Here is an 18,382-nt window from a genome sequence, read left to right as displayed (position 1 = left end):
CGCCGCCCCGCATGGTCTCTTTCACAACACGTCAGCATGGGTGATACGAGGCCCGGAGAGGACGCACCATGACCGCGCAGACGAAGAGCACACCGCTCGACAAGGAATTCACCGAGACCCTGCGGAAGAGCCCCGCCAAGGGCGGCTGGACCTACGTCGTCTGGCCCGAGTCGGCGGACTTCTTCGGCACCCGCGGCCTGGTGAAGGTCAAAGGAACCGTCGACGGGCACCCGTTCCGGGGCTCCTTCATGGCGCTGGGCGACGGCAACCACAAACTCGCCGTGAAGGCGGAGCTCCTCAAGACTCTAGGCAAGGAGGCGGGCGACACCGTCACCGTCAACCTCACCGAGCGCCTCGGCTAGGGCGCCATGTGCCCGGCAACAGGAACGGGTGCGACCGGAGAGGTCCCGCTGGCTATGCGTTCTCTGCGGTGAAGGGGTAGCCGACGTTGTCGAGCGTTTCGGTGAGGGAGGTGAGGTCGGTGTCCGGGTTGAGCCGCCGGACGAGGTCGGCGGTGACGGGCCGGTGTTCGAAGATCTCCCTGACGGCGGCCGGGTCGAGGGAGACCTCGAAGTAGTCGGTGGCGTAGGCGCAGTAGGCCTCGGGAGTGCCCTTGGCCAGGAGGTCGAACAGCCAGTCCGATCCGTCGGGGGCCCCGCTCCGCCCCTCCTGTGGCGGGTACTCGATGTCCCCGGTCCTCCAGGCCGGATCGTCGTTCAGGCGCCACAGGCAGACGGTCGCCGTCAGAAACGGTCCTGCGCCCCCGTCATGGCAGAAAGCCGGTTCGGTGACTTGGGCGGCGAACTGCTCTGGGACCGACTCGACCAGGCCGGGCCAGAGCTCGTAGTCGTCGTCGGCATACGGACTCATCTGCGACTCGTGGTCGAACCCGCGGATGAAGGCGCCGGCGGGGGTGAAGACGATCGAGTACTCGTCGCCGCTTCCGTTGTCCATCGAGGCGAGTTCCTGGCCCTCGGCCCACCGGCCATCGAAGGTGTAGGTGGCGTAGCCTTCCGGGCTCAGGATCGCGTCCAGGACGGCGAAGGACTGGCTCAGCGCCCGGACGGTAGCGATGGACGGGAGACGCTGGGCGAGATCTGCGGCGGTCATGGCCGCATTCAAACAGTCGCGCCCGACATGCGACCCTGGCCCTTCCCTCCGGGGCCGTCTCATCGTTGCGGCGCGGCGGCTCACTGCCGGTCGGGGCGGACGATGCGCCAGGCACCGGAGGGAGTGACCCAGATCAGCAGACCGGGCCAGATCTGGAAGAGCTTCCAGTCGTGACGCTGCTTGAGCCTGTGGTGGCGTCTGCAGAGCGGGGCCAGGTTGCAGCGGCAGGTGATGCCGGGCCGCCACGGCACGGTGTGGTCGAGGTCGCAGCGGTGCGACGGCTGGTTGCAGGTGGGGAACACGCAGGTCTCGTGGCGAGCCTCGACCTCTCGGCGCACCTGGGCAGGCGGCCGGTAGCCGGGCCGTCCGTGGCTCGGCTGATCACCTTGGCAGGCCATGTCACGAGCCTCGGCCAGCCGAAGGTCGATGCGTTGCGCGACCCCTCCGACAGCGGCGCGCCTGTCCTCGGGCCGAGCGCGCTCACTGGCATCGGCCAGAAGCCCCCCGACGACCCCGGCCAATGAGGCGACCGCCGCATCCACACCGCCATCGTCGTCGTCCAGACGGGCGGAAGCACTGCGAACGGCGTAGCCGGTAGAACCGGCCCTGGCGCGGACGATCCCCCACCGGTGACACCGGAGCCAGTGACCTCAGCACCGCTGCCCTCAATGCCACTGACCTGACCGCCGGTGACCTGACCGCCAGCGGACTCGGTGCCAGTGCCCTGAACGCCCCCGCACTCAATGCCGCCGACCTCAGCCCCACCGGCCTGTACGCCGGTGGCCCCGGCGGCAGCGGTGGCAACGGGGTCGGGGGCGGGGGGCTGGGGGGCGGTGCAGGCCTGGGTGAGGACGGCTCGGATGGCTTCGGGGAGGTCGGTGCCGTGGAGCAGTTGGAGGGCCAGGTCGGCGCGAATGGCGCTGAGCGGGCGGGGGTCGCCCTCGGCCTTCAGGCCGTGGGCGGCGGCGGTGATCTTGTTGTAGACGGCGTGGGCGTCTTCGACGGCCAGATCGCACAACGCCAGATCAGCGGTACCGGACGGGTTCTCCCACAGTTCCATCCGTCGCCTGCGCTCAGCCTCCCGTTTGCGTTCCTCGATCGACTCGGGAGCCAGCCGTTGGGCGATGCGCTTGATACGGCGGCGCAACTGGCCGGTGGTCTGGTCGGACGCCTTCTCCAGCGCGGCGGCTTCGACCAAATCGGCGACCTGGCCGGGAAGGCCGTCGGTGGTGTCGCAGATGACGCGGGCTTTGGCCAGGTCGATCCGTCCGGCTTCGAGTGCCGCGCCGGTCGCGGCCAAGGGCCCGGTGAGACGGTCGGCCAGGTGCACAAGGGTGGCGGCGGCGTTGCCGGTGACCGTCAAAGCGACGGCGACCTCTTCGATGACCGACTCGTGCGCGGACAGGAAGCGGTGGTCGAGCTGGTCGTCGCTTTCCGCGTCCGTGCGCCGCCGGTGGAGTTCGGCGATGGAGGCCAGTTCCCGCGCCTGCGCCCACGAAGCATGCCGCCGAGCGGCTTTGGCGACTTCGAGCAGTTCGTCATCGGCGAGATCGGCCAGCCGCTCCTTTTGGCCAGAGAGCCGCACGACCGGCAGGCACCCCACCCGCTCGTCCCATTCCCGCTCATGCTCGACCGTCGCGGCGGACATCAACACGAAACCTCACCCCCCTAATCCCCACCCCAATTTTATGCCACATTCACCTCAACAGCTTGCGGCAATTCAGACATGCCACGCCATCATCACATCTTTTCTCCGACTTTCTTTAATCAACAAGAAGTACCACAGCCACCTTCAGAGAACCGCCCCACCAGCCACCACCTAGGCGCCTACCAGCCGCGCGCAGCGCGGCAAGAGCAGAAACCACGCACAGACCGCCACGACAAAACCAGACCTCACCCCAACGACCGCAACCAACGTGACAGCAACCGGCAGCAAGACAAAAAAGCGAGACAACCTACGGAAGGCACCTCAGCCACCGACCCACCAGCACCACACCAATACCGAGAGAAAAGAGACGCCAGCCACGCACCCGGCCTCAAAGGAACGTGCCACAGAGAGACCACCACAGGCCCCCACGTCACACCAAGCGACGATCAACGGCAAAATGGTTCACATCAAGAGATCGAGGGAGACCATGGGCATTGGCTGGGTGATCGAGTGAACGCACTGCAAGAGGCGACCCAAAAGGGATACGGCATTCTCCTGGATTGGTGAGCCGTCCCCGACGGCAACCCATGATTAGACCCCGCCGAGCCCCGCAGCCCGGCCCCCATTTGCCCGGCGCAACAGAGACGGGTGCGGCCGGAAGGGGTTCCGGCCGCACCCGCCCTCATGCTGCGTTGCTCTACTTGAGCCAGAGGATCCACGGCGGGTAGCCGAGGTCCTGCGTGCACTTGTAGGAGTTGAACCCCTCACGCACGTACTGCTGCCCGGCGTCGATGCACTTGGACTTGCTGGTGTAGCGGCCGTAGGACTTCCAGTCGGCGGCATGGGCGGGCACGCTCATGCCGCAGACCGCAGCGACGGCGAGCCCGACGCCGACGGCTGACCTGCGAAGGCGCATATGCATCCTCCTCCCTCTGGGGGGCGGCCGAAATGATCTTCGGCGCGATGGGTCCACGATGCGCTCAAGATCCAGTTCGCGCAAGAGGTCCAATGACACCCGTTTTGGATCATGGATTCCTGCCGAGAACGGGGTCTCCGCATGGTCATCTTCCGCCATGCCGCCCCCGCTCCCGGTCCCGGTCCCGGCCCCAGCCCCGGTCCCAGCCCCGCCCCCGGTCCCGGTCCCGTCAGAGAGAGTTCCAGAAGGAACAGTTGCTGGTCTCGGTGGTGTCGGTCGGGTGGATGCCGCCGGAACCGGGCGCCAGGTACAGGACGTCGTCCGGCGAACGGAAACGGGGCCAGTCAGGGGCTTGGCGCGCCATGGGCCTGCCGTTGCGGGCGAAGGACGTCCAGTAGCCCACCATGGCGTCGGAGAGCCGCTCCTGCGGCGGCTTCAGGTCGCCGTACAGGCCGGGGAACAGGTAGGTCAGCTCGCTCGTGTGCTCGGCCCCCTCCTCGAAGCCGGGGACGTCGAGCAGCGGTGGAGCGCCGCGGTCGGCGAACTGGTACGCGTACACCGGGACGCCCGCACGCTTGAGCAGGCGGAACGCGTCCTGGTGCGCGCAGGCCGACACCAGTTCGTTGGAATCGGTCTGGAGCGCCGCCAGCGCGAGCCTGGGTTCGGGGTAGTCCGCCGCCGGGTAGCGGGCCAGGATCTTGTCCGCGTCGGCGCCGTAGGTGGAGCGGACGAAATCCTCGTACTCCGCCGCGGTGATCGGGTTCGGGAACCCGAGGGAGACGAACAGGCGCATCTCGTCCAGCGTGTTGCCGTGCATCACCGGTACCCGGTTGATGCGGCCCCGTTCGATCGCCTGCGCGGGCTCCAGCGGCAGGACGCGGTCGCCGCCCGCGACGGGGCCCACTTCCGTCGCCTTGGCCTCGAAGGTCTCCAGCAGCGTCTTGACGGGCAGCGCGCGCAGGCACGCGGCATCGGCCGGGGCCGAGCCCTTGTCGCACCCCATGGCCTTGCCGATCGCCGCCCCTTCGGCCTCGGCCGAGGCCTCGGTGCGGACGGGTGCGGTACAGGTGTAGCTCTGCGCGATGACCTTGTGGAACAGCCCCGCGGCCGTGGGCGAGGCGAGGTTGGCGCAGGTGTCCGCGCCACCGGCGGACTCGCCGAACAGCGTGACGTTCCCGGGGTCCCCGCCGAAGGTCTCGGCGTTGCGCCGCACCCAGCGCAGGGCGGCCTGCTGGTCGAGCAGGCCGTAGTTGCCCGCCTGGTGGCCGCGGTCTGCGCCGGTCTCCAGGGACGGGTCCGCGAGCCAGCCGAGCGGGCCGAGGCGGTAGTTGATCGTGACGACCACGACGCCGCCGTTCACGGCCAGTTTGGCGGCGTTGTGGATGCTCGCGGTGCCGGTCGTGTTACCGCCGCCGTGCACCCACACCATTACGGGCAGTCCGTGCCGGCGATTCGCGCGATCCGGTGTGGTGACGTTCAGATGGAGGCAGTCTTCTTCGTAGCTCGTCTCGCCGCCATAGGGGGCGGGGAGTTGCGCGCATTGGCCGCGCGGGGAAGTGGCGTCGTAAACGCCCTTCCACGCGCGCGCCGGCTGCGGTGGCCTGAACCGCAGGCCCCCGGTCGGCGGTGCGGCATAGGGAATGCCTTGGAACAGCCGGTAGCCGTCTTTGACCAGGCCTCGCACCGGCCCGAGGTCGGTGCGGACGACGGCGGACGAATCCGGTGCCCGGTGCTGGGCCGCCGCTGGAGCCGCACCTCCTAAAACGAGGGCGGCCACGAGTAGCGGAATGGTTCTGAGCCTCACAGGGTCCCCTTTCAGCGCGACTCTTTCCGACACCCCCGATGCCCGGTCCGCCGAAGCAGGGCCCCGGAAACCCGGTCGCCGAGAACCGGGTCCCCGAGAACCCGGTCCGCCGGACCAGATCCCCGATCTTCCTGATCAAAAGGAGAACTTGATCCGGAAAGGGAGGCAAGCGCGCGACCGGCAAATCGTCCAGTATGTGGTGATTTCGTTGTCCGCCCGTGACAACGAAGGACGGCGCCGTTCAGAATCCCGAGGACCCGGCACCATCGGTGAACGCGCGGCTCACCAGCGCTGACGCGCCTCCTCGGCCCACCCTGTGAGGCCGTCCACGTCGATCCACGTGCCGTCGTCGCTCTGGACGCGTCCGCTGAAGTGCCCGAAGCACTGATGCGTCTCGGTACCGACGACGCCCAACTCGGTACGCGTGGCCTTCTCATGGAACGGCCGGAACTCGACCTCGACGCGCGGCCCGCGGATCGTCCACGGGCGCAGCCAGTCGGCGCGGTCGTACGACCAGTCGAGCTCCTCGCCGATCTTGTGGAGCCGGCCGTCCACGAACAGCGCGTTCTCCGTCATGCCCGTACCGTCGGTCCACTTGCCGCCGAACTGGAGAGCCAGGCCGGGCCCGCACGCCGCCGCCCAGTTCCACGTCATCCGGTACGGCCACTTGCCGCGCCCGTGGTCGAGGACGGCGAAGGCGCCCTCCCCGATCTCGTGGTCGCCGGACGGGAGCCGCAGCCGCCCCCGGACGGGGCGCCCGAGGTCCTTGACCGTGTACTGGAACCGCCGGTCGCTCCAGGGGACCACCACGCCGAGCGACTCGTGGCCGTCCGGCAGCGGGATCCGGACGTCCAGGTCCACCAGTCCGGGGACGAGCGCCCGCACGCGCGAGCCGGACGGGTCCTGCCGGATGCCGACCGCGAACCCCGCCCCGCGCACCGACGCCTCCCCCTCGCCGCTGCGGTCGGGGAACACCGCGCCGCGCGCGAACGGGACCACGCCGTCCCTGGAGGTCTCCTCGCCGGTCGCGCGGTCCAGCACGTACACGCCGTGGACCGCGGCGTAGTCGAGCGACGAGGCGACCAGCCCGACGATGTGCCGCGGGGTGACGATGCCCCAGTACTCCCAGCGCTTGGCCCGCCCCCAGCCGCGCAGGTTCGCGCGGTGCAGCGGGCGGCGGGTCCAGCCGACCGCCGCGGGGTCGAGGCGTCCGTCCGGCGTGCACAGGTCGACGGGCTCGGTGATCTCGCGCTCATGGGTCGGCATGCCCCGAGGCTACCGAGCGGGCCCGCGCGGCCCCGCGTCCCCCGGAACGGTTCAGCCCCGGACACGCCGCCGTTTAAACAAGCCCATACCTCGGCCAGAGTTTCTCTCGTGCCGGACCGGTCGATGTCCTCTAGGTGATCATTGAACCGCCCTGGAGCGCCGAGGAGCACGACCGTGCGCTGGACCGGCTCGCCGCGCGGGAGAACTTCCCGGTGGCGGCGCGGGTCCTGCCCGCCCGGCACCGCGCCGCCCTGCGGGCCGTCTACGGCTTCGCGCGGCTCGTCGACGACATCGGCGACGAGGCGCCGCCGGAGCAGCGGTCCAAGCTGCTCGGCCTCGTGGACGACGACCTGGACCGCGTCTTCGCCGGGCGGACGCCCGTCCTGCCGCAGCTTCGGAGGCTCGCGGGGACGGTGCACGCCTACCGGCTCCCAGAGGACCCGTTCCGCGACCTCGTGCAGGCGAACCGGCAGGACCAGACCGTCCACCGGTACGAGACGTTCGCCGACCTCAAGGGGTACTGCGCGCTGTCCGCCGCGCCGGTGGGACGCATCGTCCTGCACCTGTTCGGCGCGTACACGCCAGGGCTGGCGGCCGCGTCCGACGACGTCTGCGCGGCGCTGCAGATCATCGAGCACGTCCAGGACGCCGGGCAGGACTACCGCGCCGGCCGGATCTACCTGCCCGGCGAGGACCTGCGCCGGTTCGGCTGCGCCGAGGAGGACCTCGCGCGGCCGGTGACGCCGACCCGGCTGCGCGGCGTTCTGGCGCTGCAGGCAGGCCGCGCCCGCGAACTGCTGGACGGCGGCGCCGTGCCCCTGATGCCGGGCCTGACGGGATGGGCGCGCATCGCCGTGGCGGGCTACGTGGCCGGCGGGCGCGGGGCGCTGTCGGCTCTGGAACGCGGGCGGTACGACGTGCTCGCGCATGCGCTGCGTCCACGGCGGGCCACGCTGCCGGCCGGGTGGGCGCGGGCCCTTGGAAGGAGGGGGCGATGACGGTTTCGGAGGCGTGCGAGCGTTCCGACCGGGTTGTCGAGGCGTACCGGCACTGCGAGCGGGTGGTGCGCGAGGAGGCGCGCAACTTCTCCTACGGGATCCGGCTGATGCCGGCGCCGAAGCGGCGGGCGATGAGCGCCGTCTACGCGTTCGCGCGCGGCATCGACGACATCGGCGACGGCCCTGAGCCGGCGTGCGTGCGGCTCGACCTGCTGGACCGGTCGCGGCAGCGGCTGACGACCGTGCAGGAGGTGCTGCGGCGGCGCGTGGACGTCCGGGCGCTGGAGGGGCATCCGGTGCTGACCGCGCTGGCGGACGCGGCGAGCCGCTTCCCGATCCCCCTGGAGGCGTTCGAGGAGCTGATCGACGGCTGCGAGGACGACGTGCGCGGCGCCGACTACGAGACCTTCGACGACCTGCTGCGCTACTGCCAGCGGGTCGCGGGCTCGGTCGGGCGGCTGTCGCTCGGGGTGTTCGGGGCCGAGGGCCGGCAGCGGGCCGAGGGCCTCGCCGACTCGCTCGGCGTCGCGCTGCAGCTCACCAACATCCTGCGCGACCTGCGCGAGGACCGGCTGGCCGGGCGGATCTACATCCCGGCCGAGGACCTCGCACGGTTCGGCTGCACGCTGCAGCTGGACGAGTCGGGCGCGTTCGTCGACCCGCCGTGGCGGCTGGGCGAGCTGATCGGCTTCCAGGCGGAGCGGGCACGGGCCTGGTACGCCGAGGGCCTGCGGCTGCTGCCGCTGCTGGACCGGCGCAGCGCGGCGTGCACGGCGGCGATGGCCGGCATCTACCGGCGGCTCCTGGAGAGCATCGCCGCGAGCCCGCAGATCGCGCTGAACGCGCGGATGTCGCTGCCGACTTGGCAGAAGGCCGTGGTGGCGGCGCGCGCGCTGTCGGGGGTGGAGCGGTGAGCGTCGTCATCGTGGGCGGGGGGCTCGCGGGCATCAGCGCGGCCATCGCGCTCCAGGAGTCGGGCGTGCCGGTCACGCTCCTGGAGTCCCGGCCGTGGCTGGGCGGCGCCACGCACTCGTTCGGACGGGGCGAGCTGAGCGTCGACAACGGCCAGCACGTGTTCCTGCGGTGCTGCACCGCCTACCAGGGGCTGCTGCACCGGCTGCGCGCCGACCACCTCGTCGACGTGCAGGACCGGTTCGACGTCCCCGTCCTGCGCGCGGGCGCCCCGCCGGCGCGGCTGCGCAGGTCGGGCCTGCCGAGCCCGCTGCACCTGCTGCCCGCGCTGGCCCGGTACGCGCCGCTGCCGGCCGCCGACCGGCTGCGGGCCGTGCGCGCCGCCGCGGCCCTGCGGCGCCTCGACCCCGACGACCCGGCGCTCGACCAGGTCTCCGCCGGGGCGTGGCTGGCGCTGCGCGGGCAGCGGCCGTGGGCGCGGGAGGCGCTGTGGGGGCTCTTCCTCACGTCCGCGCTGAACGCCGAGGTGGACGACGCCGCGCTCGGGCTGTCGGCGATGGTGTGCCGCCGGGCCCTGTTCGGACGCCCCGACGCGGCCGACATCGGGCTGCCGCTCGTCCCGCTGGAGGAGCTGCACGGCGGCCCGGCGCTGCGGCGCATCGCGGAGATGGGCGGGACCGTCCGGCTGAAGGCGAGGGTCGAGGCGGTCACCGCCGACCCGAAGGTGGTCGTGGACGGGGCGCCGATCGCGGCGGACGCGGTGATCATGGCGGTGCCGCACGAGGCGGCGGCGCGGCTGCTGCCGATCGAGGCGCTGCCCGACCCGCTGCGCTGGCCCGAGCTGGACGCCAGCCCGATCGTGAACGTGCACGTCGTCTACGACCGCACGGTCATGGACGCGCCGTTCGCCGCCGCCGTCGGCTCGCCCGTCCAGTGGGTGTTCGACCGGACGGCGGTGAGCGGGCTGCGCCGCGGCCAGTACCTCGCGGTCTCGCTGTCGGCCGCCGACCGGTGGATCGACATGCCGACCGCCGAGCTGCGCTCCCGGTTCCTCCCGGAGCTGCGGCGGCTGCTGCCCGCCGCGTGGGGCGCGGAGGTCCGGGAGGTGTTCGTGACGCGGGAGCGGCGCGCGACGTTCCGGCAGCGCCCCGGCAGCGGGGCCGCCCGGCCGGGCGCGGCGACGCGCGCGCCGGGCCTGTACCTGGCCGGCGCGTGGACCGACACGGGCTGGCCCGACACCATGGAGGGAGCAGTGCGCAGCGGTCTCACCGCCGCCCGCCTGGTCCGCCGCCACCTGGAGAAGGTGAAGGACCGATGACGGCCGTGCCCGTTTCGCTGACCGATGTCCGTGAGCTGGTCGACGGCGCGCTGCGCGCCGCGGTCGGGCGGCTCGACCCGCGCACCTACCGGGTCGCGGCCTACCACCTCGGCTGGACCGACGAGGAGGGCCGCCCCCGCAAGGCGCCGGCGGGCAAGGCGCTGCGCCCGGCGCTGGCGCTGCTGTCCGCGCGCGCCGCCCTGGCGCCCCCGGAGAGCGGGCTGCCGGGCGCCGTCGCCGTCGAGCTGGCCCACGCGTTCTCGCTCCTGCACGACGACATCATGGACCGCGACCGGACGCGCAGGCACCGCCCGGCGGCGTGGACCGTGTTCGGCGAGGCGTCCGCGATCCTCGCCGGCGACGCGCTCCTCGCGCTCGCGGGCGAGGTCCTGCTGGAGGCGCCCGGCCAGGGCTCGGCGCGGGCGGCGCGCGCGCTCGCCGGAGCCGTCCGCCGCCTGGTCGCCGGGCAGTCCCTCGACATGGACTTCGAGACGCGCAGGCAGATCAGCGTGGACGAGTGCGTCGCGATGGCGTCCGGCAAGACCGCCGCGCTGCTCGCGTGCTCCTGCTCGATCGGGGCCGTCCTGGACGGGGCGTCGGATCGGCTGTGCACGGCGCTGGAGGCGTTCGGCGAGGACCTCGGCCTCGCGTTCCAGCTCGTGGACGACCTGCTGGGCATCTGGGGCGACCCGGCGGCCACCGGCAAGCCCGCCCAGTCGGACCTGCGGTCCCGCAAGATGTCGCTGCCGGTCGTCGCCGCGCTGAACTCCGGGACCCCGGAGGCGGCGCGGCTGGCCGAGCTGTACGCGCGGCCCCTTCCGGCCGACGAGGAGCCCGCCGAGGAGGAACTGGCCGAGGCCGCCGCACTGGTGGAGGCGGCGGGCGGGCGCGCGTGGGCCGAGATGGAGGCCGAGAGCCGCATCCAGCGCGCCGCCGAGCACCTGCTCGCCGCGCGGCTGCCGGACCCCGTCCGCACCGAGTTCCTGCACATCGCCGACTTCGTCACCCGCCGGGACCACTGATGACGACCACAGAGCCCGCCACAGAACCGGTGCCCGCCACAGCACCGGCACCCGCCACAGCACCGGCACCCGCCACGGAGACGCCGCCCGCCGCAGAGGCGATGCCCGCACCGGCGCCGGACGCCGGTGGGCCGGGCAGGCTCAGGACGGCGGCCGAGGCGCTGGCGGCCGCTCGCGACCACCTGCTCCGCCTCCAGTCGCCCGAGGGCTGGTGGAAGGGCGAGCTCCAGACCAACGTGACGATGGACGCCGAGGACCTGCTGCTGCGCGAGTTCCTCGGCATCCGCGACGAGGCGGACACCTTCGAGGCCGCGCGCTGGATCAGGTCGCAGCAGTCCGCCGACGGCACCTGGGCGAACTTCCACGACGGCCCGCCGGACCTGTCCACGACCGTGGAGGCCTACGTCGCGCTGCGGCTCGCGGGAGACCGGCCGGACGAGGGCCACATGGTCCGCGCCGCGGCCTTCGTACGCAGCGGGGGCGGCATCCCGGCGACGCGCGTCTTCACGCGGTTCTGGCTGGCGATGTTCGGCCGCTGGCCGTGGGAGGAGCTGCCGGCGCTGCCGCCGGAGATGGTGCTGCTGCCGCGCTGGTTCCCGCTGAACGTCTACGACTGGGCGTGCTGGGCGCGGCAGACGATCGTCCCGCTGACGGTGGTGGCCGCGCTGCGTCCCGTCCGGCCGCTGCCGTTCGCGCTGGACGAGCTGTACCCCGACTACGACGTCCCCCATGACGGCGGGCAGGGCCTGTCCGGTTGGGACGCGGCGTTCGGGGCGCTCGACAAGGCCCTGCACGTGTACGAGCGGCGCCCGGCGAAGGGGCTGCGCAGGGCCGCCCTGCGCCGCGCCGCCGAGTGGATCATCGCGCGGCAGGAGCGGGACGGGTCCTGGGGCGGGATCCAGCCGCCCTGGGTGTACTCGCTGCTCGCGCTGCACCTGCTGGGCTACGGCCTCGACCACCCGATCGTCCGGCGGGGCCTGGACGGGCTGGAGCGGTTCACGATCCGGGACGCCGGGGGCCGGCGGCTGGAGGCCTGCCAGTCCCCCGTCTGGGACACCGCCCTCGCGATGAACGCGCTGGCCGACGCGGGCGTGCCCGCCGGGCATCCGGCCCTGGAGCGGGCCGCCGAATGGCTGATCCGCGAGGAGGTGAAGGGGCCCGGCGACTGGTCGGTGCGGCGTCCCGACCTGCCTCCGGGCGGCTGGGCGTTCGAGTTCGACAACGACTGCTACCCCGACACCGACGACACCGCCGAGGTGATCCTCGCGCTCGGCCGCGTCCGGCACCTGGCGGCCGGGCCGGCGATCGAGCGGGGGCTGCGCTGGATGGCGGGGATGGCCTCCCGGGACGGCGGGTTCGGCGCGTTCGACGCCGACAACACCCGCGCCCTGTGCCGCCGGCTGCCGTTCTGCGACTTCGGCGAAGTGATCGACCCGCCGTCCGCGGACGTCACCGCGCACGTCGTGGAGGCGATGTCGCACCGCGGCATGGCCGACTCCCCGGTGGTCAAGCGGGCCGTCGTGTGGCTGCTGAAGGCGCAGGAGCCGGACGGGTCGTGGTTCGGCCGCTGGGGCGCCAACCACGTGTACGGGACGGGCTGCGTCGTGCCCGCGCTCATCGCGGCGGGCGTCCGGCCGGGCAAGCGGGCGATCCGCGACGCGGTCGGCTGGCTGGAGCGCCACCAGCGCGACGACGGCGGCTGGGGCGAGGACCTGCGCTCCTACCGGGACCGGACGTGGATCGGCCACGGGGTCTCGACGCCGTCGCAGACCGCGTGGGCGCTGCTCGCCCTGCTGGCAGCCGGGGAGCGCGGACCGGCCGTCGAGCGCGGGGTCCGCTGGCTCGTGGAGCACCAGCGCGCGGACGGGACCTGGGACGAGGACCACTTCACCGGCACCGGGTTCCCGGGCGACTTCTACATCAACTACCACCTGTACCGGATCGTGTTCCCGCTCTCGGCGCTCGGCCGGTACCTGAAGGAGATCTCCTAAATGGCGATGCCACTGCGCCAGAGCCTGCGCGTCGGCGGCTACGTGCTGCGCAACAGGCTCGCGGGGCGGACGAAGTATCCCCTGATCATGGAGCTGGAGCCGCTGTTCGCGTGCAATCTGGCGTGCGCGGGCTGCGGGAAGATCCAGCATCCGGCGGACGTGCTCAAGCAGCGGATGCCGGTCGAGCAGGCGGTCGCGGCGGTCCGCGAGTGCGGCGCCCCGATGGTGTCGATCGCGGGCGGCGAGCCGCTGATGCATCCGCGGATCGGCGAGCTGGTCGCCGAGCTGGTCCGGATGAGGCGGTACGTGTTCCTGTGCACGAACGCCGCGCTGATCCCGAAGAAGATCGATCAGTTCCGGCCGTCGCGCTACTTCGCCTGGGCGGTGCACATCGACGGGCTGCGCGAGCGGCACGACGCGTCCGTCTGCAAGGAGGGCGTGTTCGACCAGGCGGTGGACGCGATCAGGATGTGCCAGGAGCGCGGGTTCCGGGTCACGACGAACACGACGGTGTTCAACACCGACACCCCGCAGACCGTGATCGACGTCCTCGACTACCTCAACGACGAGCTGCGCGTCGACCAGATGATGATCTCGCCCGCGTACGCGTACGAGAAGGCGCCCGACCAGGACCACTTCCTCGGCGTGCAGGAGACCCGGAGCCTGTTCCGCAAGGCGTTCGCCGACGGCCGGCGCAAGCGGTGGCGGTTCAACCACTCGCCGATGTTCCTGGACTTCCTCGAAGGGAAGGTCGACTTCCCGTGCACGGCGTGGGCCATCCCGTCGTACTCGCTGAAGGGCTGGCAGCGGCCCTGCTACCTGATGGACGACGGCTACGCCGCGACCTACCAGGAGCTCCTGGAGGAGACCGACTGGGACGCCTACGGGCGGGGCCGCGACGACCGGTGCGCGAACTGCATGGCGCACTGCGGCTACGAGCCCACCGCCGTGTTCGCGACGATGGGCTCGCTCAAGGAGTCGCTGCGCGCCGTGCGAAGCGTGTGATCACCCCCGGCCTGTGACCAGGCCGGGCGCGTGATCAGGCCGGGCGCGTGATCAGGCGGGGCCTTCCCGGAGCTCCTCGATGACGTCGTGGACGGCGTCCATCAGCGCGTCGGCGTCCTCCGTCAGGCCGGGGTCGACCGAGAGGCCGAAGCACAGGTCGCCGTTGACGCCGAGCCCGGCGATCGCCAGGGGCGTGCCGGGGGCGAGCGGGACGATCGGGTACACGGCGGTGATCGGGGCGCCGCACAGCCGCAGTTGCGCGTCGGGCCCGGGAAGGCTGGACACGGTGCCCTGCAGGAACCGGCCGCTGTAGGACATGCGCGCGAAGCGGGCGTGCAGCGGGGGCGGCATCAGCCGTCCGGCCTGCCACATGACGAACCACGCCGCCTGGGCCCGCGTCCCGGAGCGCAGCACCCGGCCGCGCTCGGCGATCAGCGCGAGCCGCTCGGTCTCGGTCATCTTCCCGATCGGCAGGTCCACCATGACGGCGGTGGTGTGGTTGCCCACCATCGCGCTGCCCGGGGGCCGCATCATCAGCGGGACCGCGACGCGGCACGTGCCGGGCCGGCCGTCCTCCTCGCTGACGCTGCGGTTCAGGGCGCCCGCGACCGCGCACAGCACGACGTCGGTGACCCGGGTGCCGTAGCGGCGGGCCACGTCCCGGACCATGCCGAGCGGCAGGACCATGGTGCCGAACCGGCGCTCGCTGGTCCCGGAGGCGGGCAGCGGCTCGGGCCTGCCGACGGCGGTGGCTAGCTGGCCGAGGCCCACCACGGTGGCGAGCGCCTTGCGGAACGGCGCCCGGGGAGGCGCGGCGACCGGCTCGGGCGGCGGCTCCATCAGGTGGACGGCCTGCGCCACGATGCCGACGCCGTCGGCGACCACGTGATGCATCATGTAGGCGACCGCCGTGCGGCCGGGCTCGGCGCCCTTGAGCACGACCATCCGCCAGGGCGGGCGGTCCAGCGGCAGCATCTCGGACTGGAGCCGGGCCACCTCGCCGCGCAGCCCGTCCATGCCGTCGACCTGCTTCTCGGCGACGTGCCACTCCCAGTCGACCCGGTCCTGGTCGCGCCAGACGGGACGGCGCCAGCGCCCCCGCCGGACGAGCCGCTGCCGGAAGCGGGGCAGCCCGTCGAGGCGCTCCTCGATCACCCGGACGAGGTCGGCGCGGCCGACGCCGGCCCGCGAGGTGTCGAGCATGATGACGCCGCCGGCCTGCTGGGGCGCCTCGGGCGTCTCCACCGCGAGGAAGAACGCGTCCGGGCCCTGGACGCGCCCCGCGGGCGGGGCCGCGCGGCGCTCGGCGAGGTAGACGGGCACGACGACGAACGGGATCGCCGCCACGGCGTCCAGCAGGTAGTGGTTCGCGGTCGCCAGGATGACGTAGAGGGTGACCAGGATGTGCACGGTGTTCAGCCCCTGCACCCAGCGCTTGGCCTTCACCCGTGCGAGCTCGACGCCGACCCACAGCGTCCAGGCCATGTGCAGGGACGGGACGGCGGCGAACTCGTCGGCGTGCTTGACCAGTGGGGAACCCCACGACCCCCAGGTGCGGCCGTTGGCGACGGTGTCGACGAAGCCGAGATCGGTGTGCATCAGCCTGGGCGGCATGACGGGGTAGAGCGCGAAGCACGCGAGGCCGGCGAGGTTGAGCATGACGAAGGCGTTGCGGGCCGTGCGGTACCGCTCGGGGTGGCGCAGATACAGCCACACCAGCAGGGCGAGCGCGCTGGCGACGTAGGTGATGGCGTACTCGTAGTTGGCCAGGACCCGCAGGACCGGCTGCCCCGCCAGCCAGCCGTTGAGGGTCGGCTCCACGTCGAGGTGGAGGGCGCGCTCCAGGGCGTACAGCGACTCCCCGTGCCCGCGGGCCGCGGTCGCCCTCGCCTGCTCGGGAAGGATCGCCACCAGTGCGTAGAGCGCGAAAAGCGCCAGGCCGAGCACGAGCTCGTTCCTGGCGCGGAGCCTGGTACCCGTGACGCCCGGGGTGAAGGCCGCGTCCTGCGCGGCGACCGCTTCCTGTGTGCCCATCGTCCCCTCGCCACGGTGGTACCCAGACACGCGCCGCCTCAGACGGCCCCGCGCCCGGCATTCGGAGACCCGCTCCGGCCGGTTCCGGCGGACTCGCCGGATCGTGCCGGAAATCGGGGAACCATCTGGCCGATCCGTACGTCTTCGATATATCGTTGTCGTATCGCGAGAGGTCAGAGAGAGCTCTCAGAAGGTGGTGCAGAACATGGGGCACATGCACGGCCGCGGTCCCTGGGGCCGCGGCGACTTCCCGAACTTCGGCGCTCTGTTCGGCGGCGGGCCGGGCCCCTTCGGCCCGCCCGGCGGCTTCGGGCACGGGCCCGGTCCGCGCCCGCCGTGGGCGCGCGGGCGCGGCGGCCCGTGGGGCCGGGGCGCCAAGGCGCGCAAGGGGAACGTCCGGGCGGCGATCCTCGTCCTGCTGGCCGAGGAGCCGCGCAACGGCTACCAGATCATCCAGGAGATCAACGAGCGCAGCGACGGGGCCTGGAAGCCGAGCCCCGGCGCGGTCTACCCGGCGCTGCAGCAGCTCGCGGACGAGGGGCTGATCGTCGGCGACGAGGCCGGCGGCCGGCGCACCTTCCACCTCACCGACGAGGGCCGCGCCCACGTCGAGGAGAACGCCGACCGGCTCGCCGAGCCGTGGGCGGAGATGACGCCCGAGTTCGGCGAGGGCGTCCCCGAGCTGTTCAAGCAGGCCGCGCAGACGGGCGCCGCGGTGATGCAGATCGTCCACTCCGGCTCGCCGGAGCAGGTCGCCCAGGCCAAGGACGTCCTGTCGGACGCCCGGCGCAGCCTGTACCGCATCCTGGCCGACGACCTCGGCGACCCGGGGCCGACGGCCGACGACACCGAGGAGTGATCATGGCCCGGCACGACGAGACGGCCTTGCACGACGCGCTCCGCATCGGCGACGCCGAGCGGGACGCCGTCATGGTCGCCCTGCACGACCACTTCGCCGAGGGCAGGCTGGACCGCGCCGAGCTCGACGAGCGGCTGGAGGCCGTGCTGAGCGCCAGAACGCGCGGCGACCTGCGCGCCATCGTCCGGGACCTGCCGTCCCCGACGGGGCTGCCCGAACCCCGGAAGGAAGCGCCGTGGGAGCCCGGGCACGCGTGGGAGCCGGGCATGGCGGTCATGTTCGGCGGCCCGGGGCACCCCGCCTGGCACCGCCATCAGCGGCACATGGCCCGCCGCCACCGCCAGATGGCCCAGCGCCACCGGCCCGGGCCGCTCTTCCCGGCGTTCCCGGTCGTGTTCGCGGTGTTCCTGGTGCTCGCCTTCACCGCCGGACCGGGCACGGGACTCCTCGTCGCCCTGCAGATCGCCCTGGCCGTCTGGATCCTCCGCGCGGTCCTGCTGGCCTTCGGCATCCGCCGATCCCGCCGCCACGCCCCGGGCTCCTGACCCCGGGGTCAGGCGGCTGCCAGGGCGCAGGGGGCGGGGACGGCTTCGTGGAGGGCGTGCAGGGCGCGCGCGATCAGCGGGTGGGAGCGGCTGCCGCGGCGCACGCAGGTCAGCACGCGGCGCTTCGGGACGCCGTCCCCGGCCAGCGGCACCCGCACGACCTGCGAGCCCGCCGGATCGCCGGCCAGCCGCGGCACGAGGGACACCCCCAGCCCGTTGGCGACCAGCGCCCAGATGACCGACCAGGTCGTCGCGTTGTGCGCGATCCGCGGAGTGAACCCGGCCGCGGCGCAGTAGGCCATGACCTGCTGGTGGTGGACGCAGCCGTGGACGCTGATCCACGGCTCGCCCGCCGCGTCCTCCAGCCGGACGCCGTCGCGGAGCGCGAGCGGGTGCCCCGCCGGGACGATGAGGTCGAGCGCCTCCTCCAGGAGCGGTTCCCGGTCGAAGCGCGGATCGCCGGGCGGCGGCGCGCCGGGCGTCGGCTCGATCACCGCGATGTCGGTCTCCCCCGCGGCGAGCAGCCCGACGGCCTCGTCGGTGTCGCACTCGCGGACCTCGATCGTGAGATCCGGGTCCTCCCGCAGCAGGGCGCCGGCGGCGGGCGCGACGAGCCCGGAGACCGCCGTGGTGAACCCGCACATCCGCAGCGGCCCGACCTCACCGGCGCGGTGCGACGCCAGGTCGGCGAGGGCCTCCTCCCACCGGGCGAGGAGGCCGTCGGCGTGCCCGATCAGCAGGTGCGCGGCCGGCGTGAGCCGCACCTTGCGGCCCTGCGGCTCCAGCAGCGGGACCCTCAGCTCCCGCGCCAGCTCGCGGAGGTGGTGGGAGACCGCCGACGGCGTCAGGTGCATCGCCTCCGCCGCGGACGTGACCGTCCCGTACTGGTGGACGAGCCTCAGCATGTGCAGCCTGCGCAGGTCGATCATACAACCATCTTGCACGATTCCCTAA

General features: G+C 72.7%; 16 protein-coding genes. 9 read left to right on the top strand and 7 right to left on the bottom strand.

Features of this window, described 5'->3' with window-relative positions; translation table 11 throughout:
- The first annotated feature begins 68 nt into the window (after positions 1-68).
- Entirely contained in the window at positions 69-362 is a 294-nt protein-coding gene (locus tag K4S16_RS42670) for a DUF1905 domain-containing protein (protein WP_149264828.1), read from the top strand.
- A gap of 52 nt (positions 363-414) precedes the next feature.
- Here the strand turns inward: K4S16_RS42670 and K4S16_RS42665 are convergent, their stop codons facing one another.
- The 5 genes from K4S16_RS42665 to K4S16_RS42645 all read right to left on the bottom strand — a co-directional run bounded on the left by K4S16_RS42665 (position 415) and on the right by K4S16_RS42645 (position 6,744).
- A complete protein-coding gene (locus K4S16_RS42665; protein WP_149264827.1) occupies positions 415-1,110 on the bottom strand; it encodes a hypothetical protein in 696 nt (231 codons plus the stop codon).
- Between the two features lie 133 nt (positions 1,111-1,243).
- Positions 1,244-2,758, bottom strand: coding sequence for a DUF222 domain-containing protein (locus tag K4S16_RS42660; protein ID WP_149264826.1), 1,515 nt, complete (start codon positions 2,756-2,758; stop codon positions 1,244-1,246).
- A gap of 697 nt (positions 2,759-3,455) precedes the next feature.
- Positions 3,456-3,674: a hypothetical protein gene (locus K4S16_RS42655; protein WP_149264825.1), complete on the bottom strand. Its 219-nt coding sequence runs from the start codon at positions 3,672-3,674 to the stop codon at positions 3,456-3,458.
- 229 nt (positions 3,675-3,903) lie between these two features.
- Positions 3,904-5,451, bottom strand: coding sequence for a carboxylesterase/lipase family protein (locus K4S16_RS42650; RefSeq protein ID WP_268843310.1), 1,548 nt, complete (start codon positions 5,449-5,451; stop codon positions 3,904-3,906).
- 309 nt (positions 5,452-5,760) lie between these two features.
- Positions 5,761-6,744: a DUF2804 domain-containing protein gene (locus tag K4S16_RS42645; RefSeq protein ID WP_149264823.1), complete on the bottom strand. Its 984-nt coding sequence runs from the start codon at positions 6,742-6,744 to the stop codon at positions 5,761-5,763.
- A 134-nt stretch (positions 6,745-6,878) separates the two neighbouring features.
- Between K4S16_RS42645 and hpnC the strand changes: the two genes are divergently transcribed.
- From hpnC to hpnH, 6 genes are read left to right on the top strand one after another with little or no spacing between them, the layout of a single operon-like run.
- Positions 6,879-7,742 carry a squalene synthase HpnC gene (gene hpnC, locus K4S16_RS42640; RefSeq protein WP_149264822.1) on the top strand — a complete coding sequence of 288 codons (864 nt, stop codon included), beginning with the start codon at positions 6,879-6,881 and terminating at the stop codon, positions 7,740-7,742.
- The gene (hpnD, locus tag K4S16_RS42635) at positions 7,739-8,656 is read left to right on the top strand and encodes a presqualene diphosphate synthase HpnD (RefSeq protein ID WP_149264821.1); all 918 of its coding nucleotides are present in this window, start codon (positions 7,739-7,741) and stop codon (positions 8,654-8,656) included. The genes hpnC and hpnD overlap by 4 nt, the downstream gene beginning before the upstream one ends.
- Entirely contained in the window at positions 8,653-9,972 is a 1,320-nt protein-coding gene (gene hpnE / locus K4S16_RS42630) for a hydroxysqualene dehydroxylase HpnE (protein ID WP_200842448.1), read from the top strand. Before hpnD ends, hpnE begins: the two co-directional genes overlap by 4 nt.
- Entirely contained in the window at positions 9,969-10,994 is a 1,026-nt protein-coding gene (locus tag K4S16_RS42625; RefSeq protein ID WP_149264820.1) for a polyprenyl synthetase family protein, read from the top strand. Before hpnE ends, K4S16_RS42625 begins: the two co-directional genes overlap by 4 nt.
- On the top strand, positions 10,994-12,985 hold the full coding sequence (gene shc / locus K4S16_RS42620) for a squalene--hopene cyclase (RefSeq protein WP_235037435.1): 1,992 nt from the start codon (positions 10,994-10,996) through the stop codon (positions 12,983-12,985). The genes K4S16_RS42625 and shc overlap by 1 nt, the downstream gene beginning before the upstream one ends.
- Positions 12,986-13,990, top strand: a complete 1,005-nt coding sequence (gene hpnH / locus K4S16_RS42615) for an adenosyl-hopene transferase HpnH (RefSeq protein WP_149264819.1) — start codon at positions 12,986-12,988, stop codon at positions 13,988-13,990.
- Positions 13,991-14,041: 51 nt separating this feature from the next.
- Here the strand turns inward: hpnH and K4S16_RS42610 are convergent, their stop codons facing one another.
- Positions 14,042-16,024 carry a phosphatase PAP2 family protein gene (locus K4S16_RS42610; protein ID WP_149264818.1) on the bottom strand — a complete coding sequence of 661 codons (1,983 nt, stop codon included), beginning with the start codon at positions 16,022-16,024 and terminating at the stop codon, positions 14,042-14,044.
- 205 nt (positions 16,025-16,229) lie between these two features.
- Between K4S16_RS42610 and K4S16_RS42605 the strand changes: the two genes are divergently transcribed.
- Together K4S16_RS42605 and K4S16_RS42600 are read left to right on the top strand one after the other, a co-directional pair.
- The gene (locus K4S16_RS42605; protein WP_149264817.1) at positions 16,230-16,883 is read left to right on the top strand and encodes a PadR family transcriptional regulator; all 654 of its coding nucleotides are present in this window, start codon (positions 16,230-16,232) and stop codon (positions 16,881-16,883) included.
- Positions 16,884-16,885: 2 nt separating this feature from the next.
- On the top strand, positions 16,886-17,428 hold the full coding sequence (locus K4S16_RS42600; protein ID WP_149264816.1) for a DUF1707 domain-containing protein: 543 nt from the start codon (positions 16,886-16,888) through the stop codon (positions 17,426-17,428).
- Between the two features lie 8 nt (positions 17,429-17,436).
- Here K4S16_RS42600 and K4S16_RS42595 read toward each other — a convergent pair whose 3' ends face one another.
- Entirely contained in the window at positions 17,437-18,357 is a 921-nt protein-coding gene (locus tag K4S16_RS42595) for a LysR family transcriptional regulator (RefSeq protein WP_200842447.1), read from the bottom strand.
- Between the last annotated feature and the right edge of the window lie 25 nt (positions 18,358-18,382).

The sequence above is a fragment of the Actinomadura sp. K4S16 genome, assembly GCF_008327685.1.
GTDB lineage: Bacteria > Actinomycetota > Actinomycetes > Streptosporangiales > Streptosporangiaceae > Spirillospora.
This window is presented reverse-complemented; position numbering and strand designations above follow the sequence as displayed.

Excerpts from the sequence above, each read along its gene's own strand:
- K4S16_RS42625 (WP_149264820.1), top strand. The coding sequence starts at position 9,969 with ATGACGGCCGTGCCCGTTTCGCTGACCGATGTCCGTGAGCTGGTCGAC.
- hpnH (WP_149264819.1), top strand. The coding sequence starts at position 12,986 with ATGGCGATGCCACTGCGCCAGAGCCTGCGCGTCGGCGGCTACGTGCTG.
- K4S16_RS42610 (WP_149264818.1), bottom strand. The coding sequence starts at position 16,024 with ATGGGCACACAGGAAGCGGTCGCCGCGCAGGACGCGGCCTTCACCCCG.
- K4S16_RS42595 (WP_200842447.1), bottom strand. The coding sequence starts at position 18,357 with ATGATCGACCTGCGCAGGCTGCACATGCTGAGGCTCGTCCACCAGTAC.
- K4S16_RS42605 (WP_149264817.1), top strand. The coding sequence starts at position 16,230 with ATGGGGCACATGCACGGCCGCGGTCCCTGGGGCCGCGGCGACTTCCCG.
- K4S16_RS42670 (WP_149264828.1), top strand. The coding sequence starts at position 69 with ATGACCGCGCAGACGAAGAGCACACCGCTCGACAAGGAATTCACCGAG.
- K4S16_RS42665 (WP_149264827.1), bottom strand. The coding sequence starts at position 1,110 with ATGACCGCCGCAGATCTCGCCCAGCGTCTCCCGTCCATCGCTACCGTC.
- K4S16_RS42645 (WP_149264823.1), bottom strand. The coding sequence starts at position 6,744 with ATGCCGACCCATGAGCGCGAGATCACCGAGCCCGTCGACCTGTGCACG.
- K4S16_RS42660 (WP_149264826.1), bottom strand. The coding sequence starts at position 2,758 with ATGTCCGCCGCGACGGTCGAGCATGAGCGGGAATGGGACGAGCGGGTG.
- K4S16_RS42655 (WP_149264825.1), bottom strand. The coding sequence starts at position 3,674 with ATGCGCCTTCGCAGGTCAGCCGTCGGCGTCGGGCTCGCCGTCGCTGCG.
- hpnD (WP_149264821.1), top strand. The coding sequence starts at position 7,739 with ATGACGGTTTCGGAGGCGTGCGAGCGTTCCGACCGGGTTGTCGAGGCG.
- K4S16_RS42600 (WP_149264816.1), top strand. The coding sequence starts at position 16,886 with ATGGCCCGGCACGACGAGACGGCCTTGCACGACGCGCTCCGCATCGGC.
- shc (WP_235037435.1), top strand. The coding sequence starts at position 10,994 with ATGACGACCACAGAGCCCGCCACAGAACCGGTGCCCGCCACAGCACCG.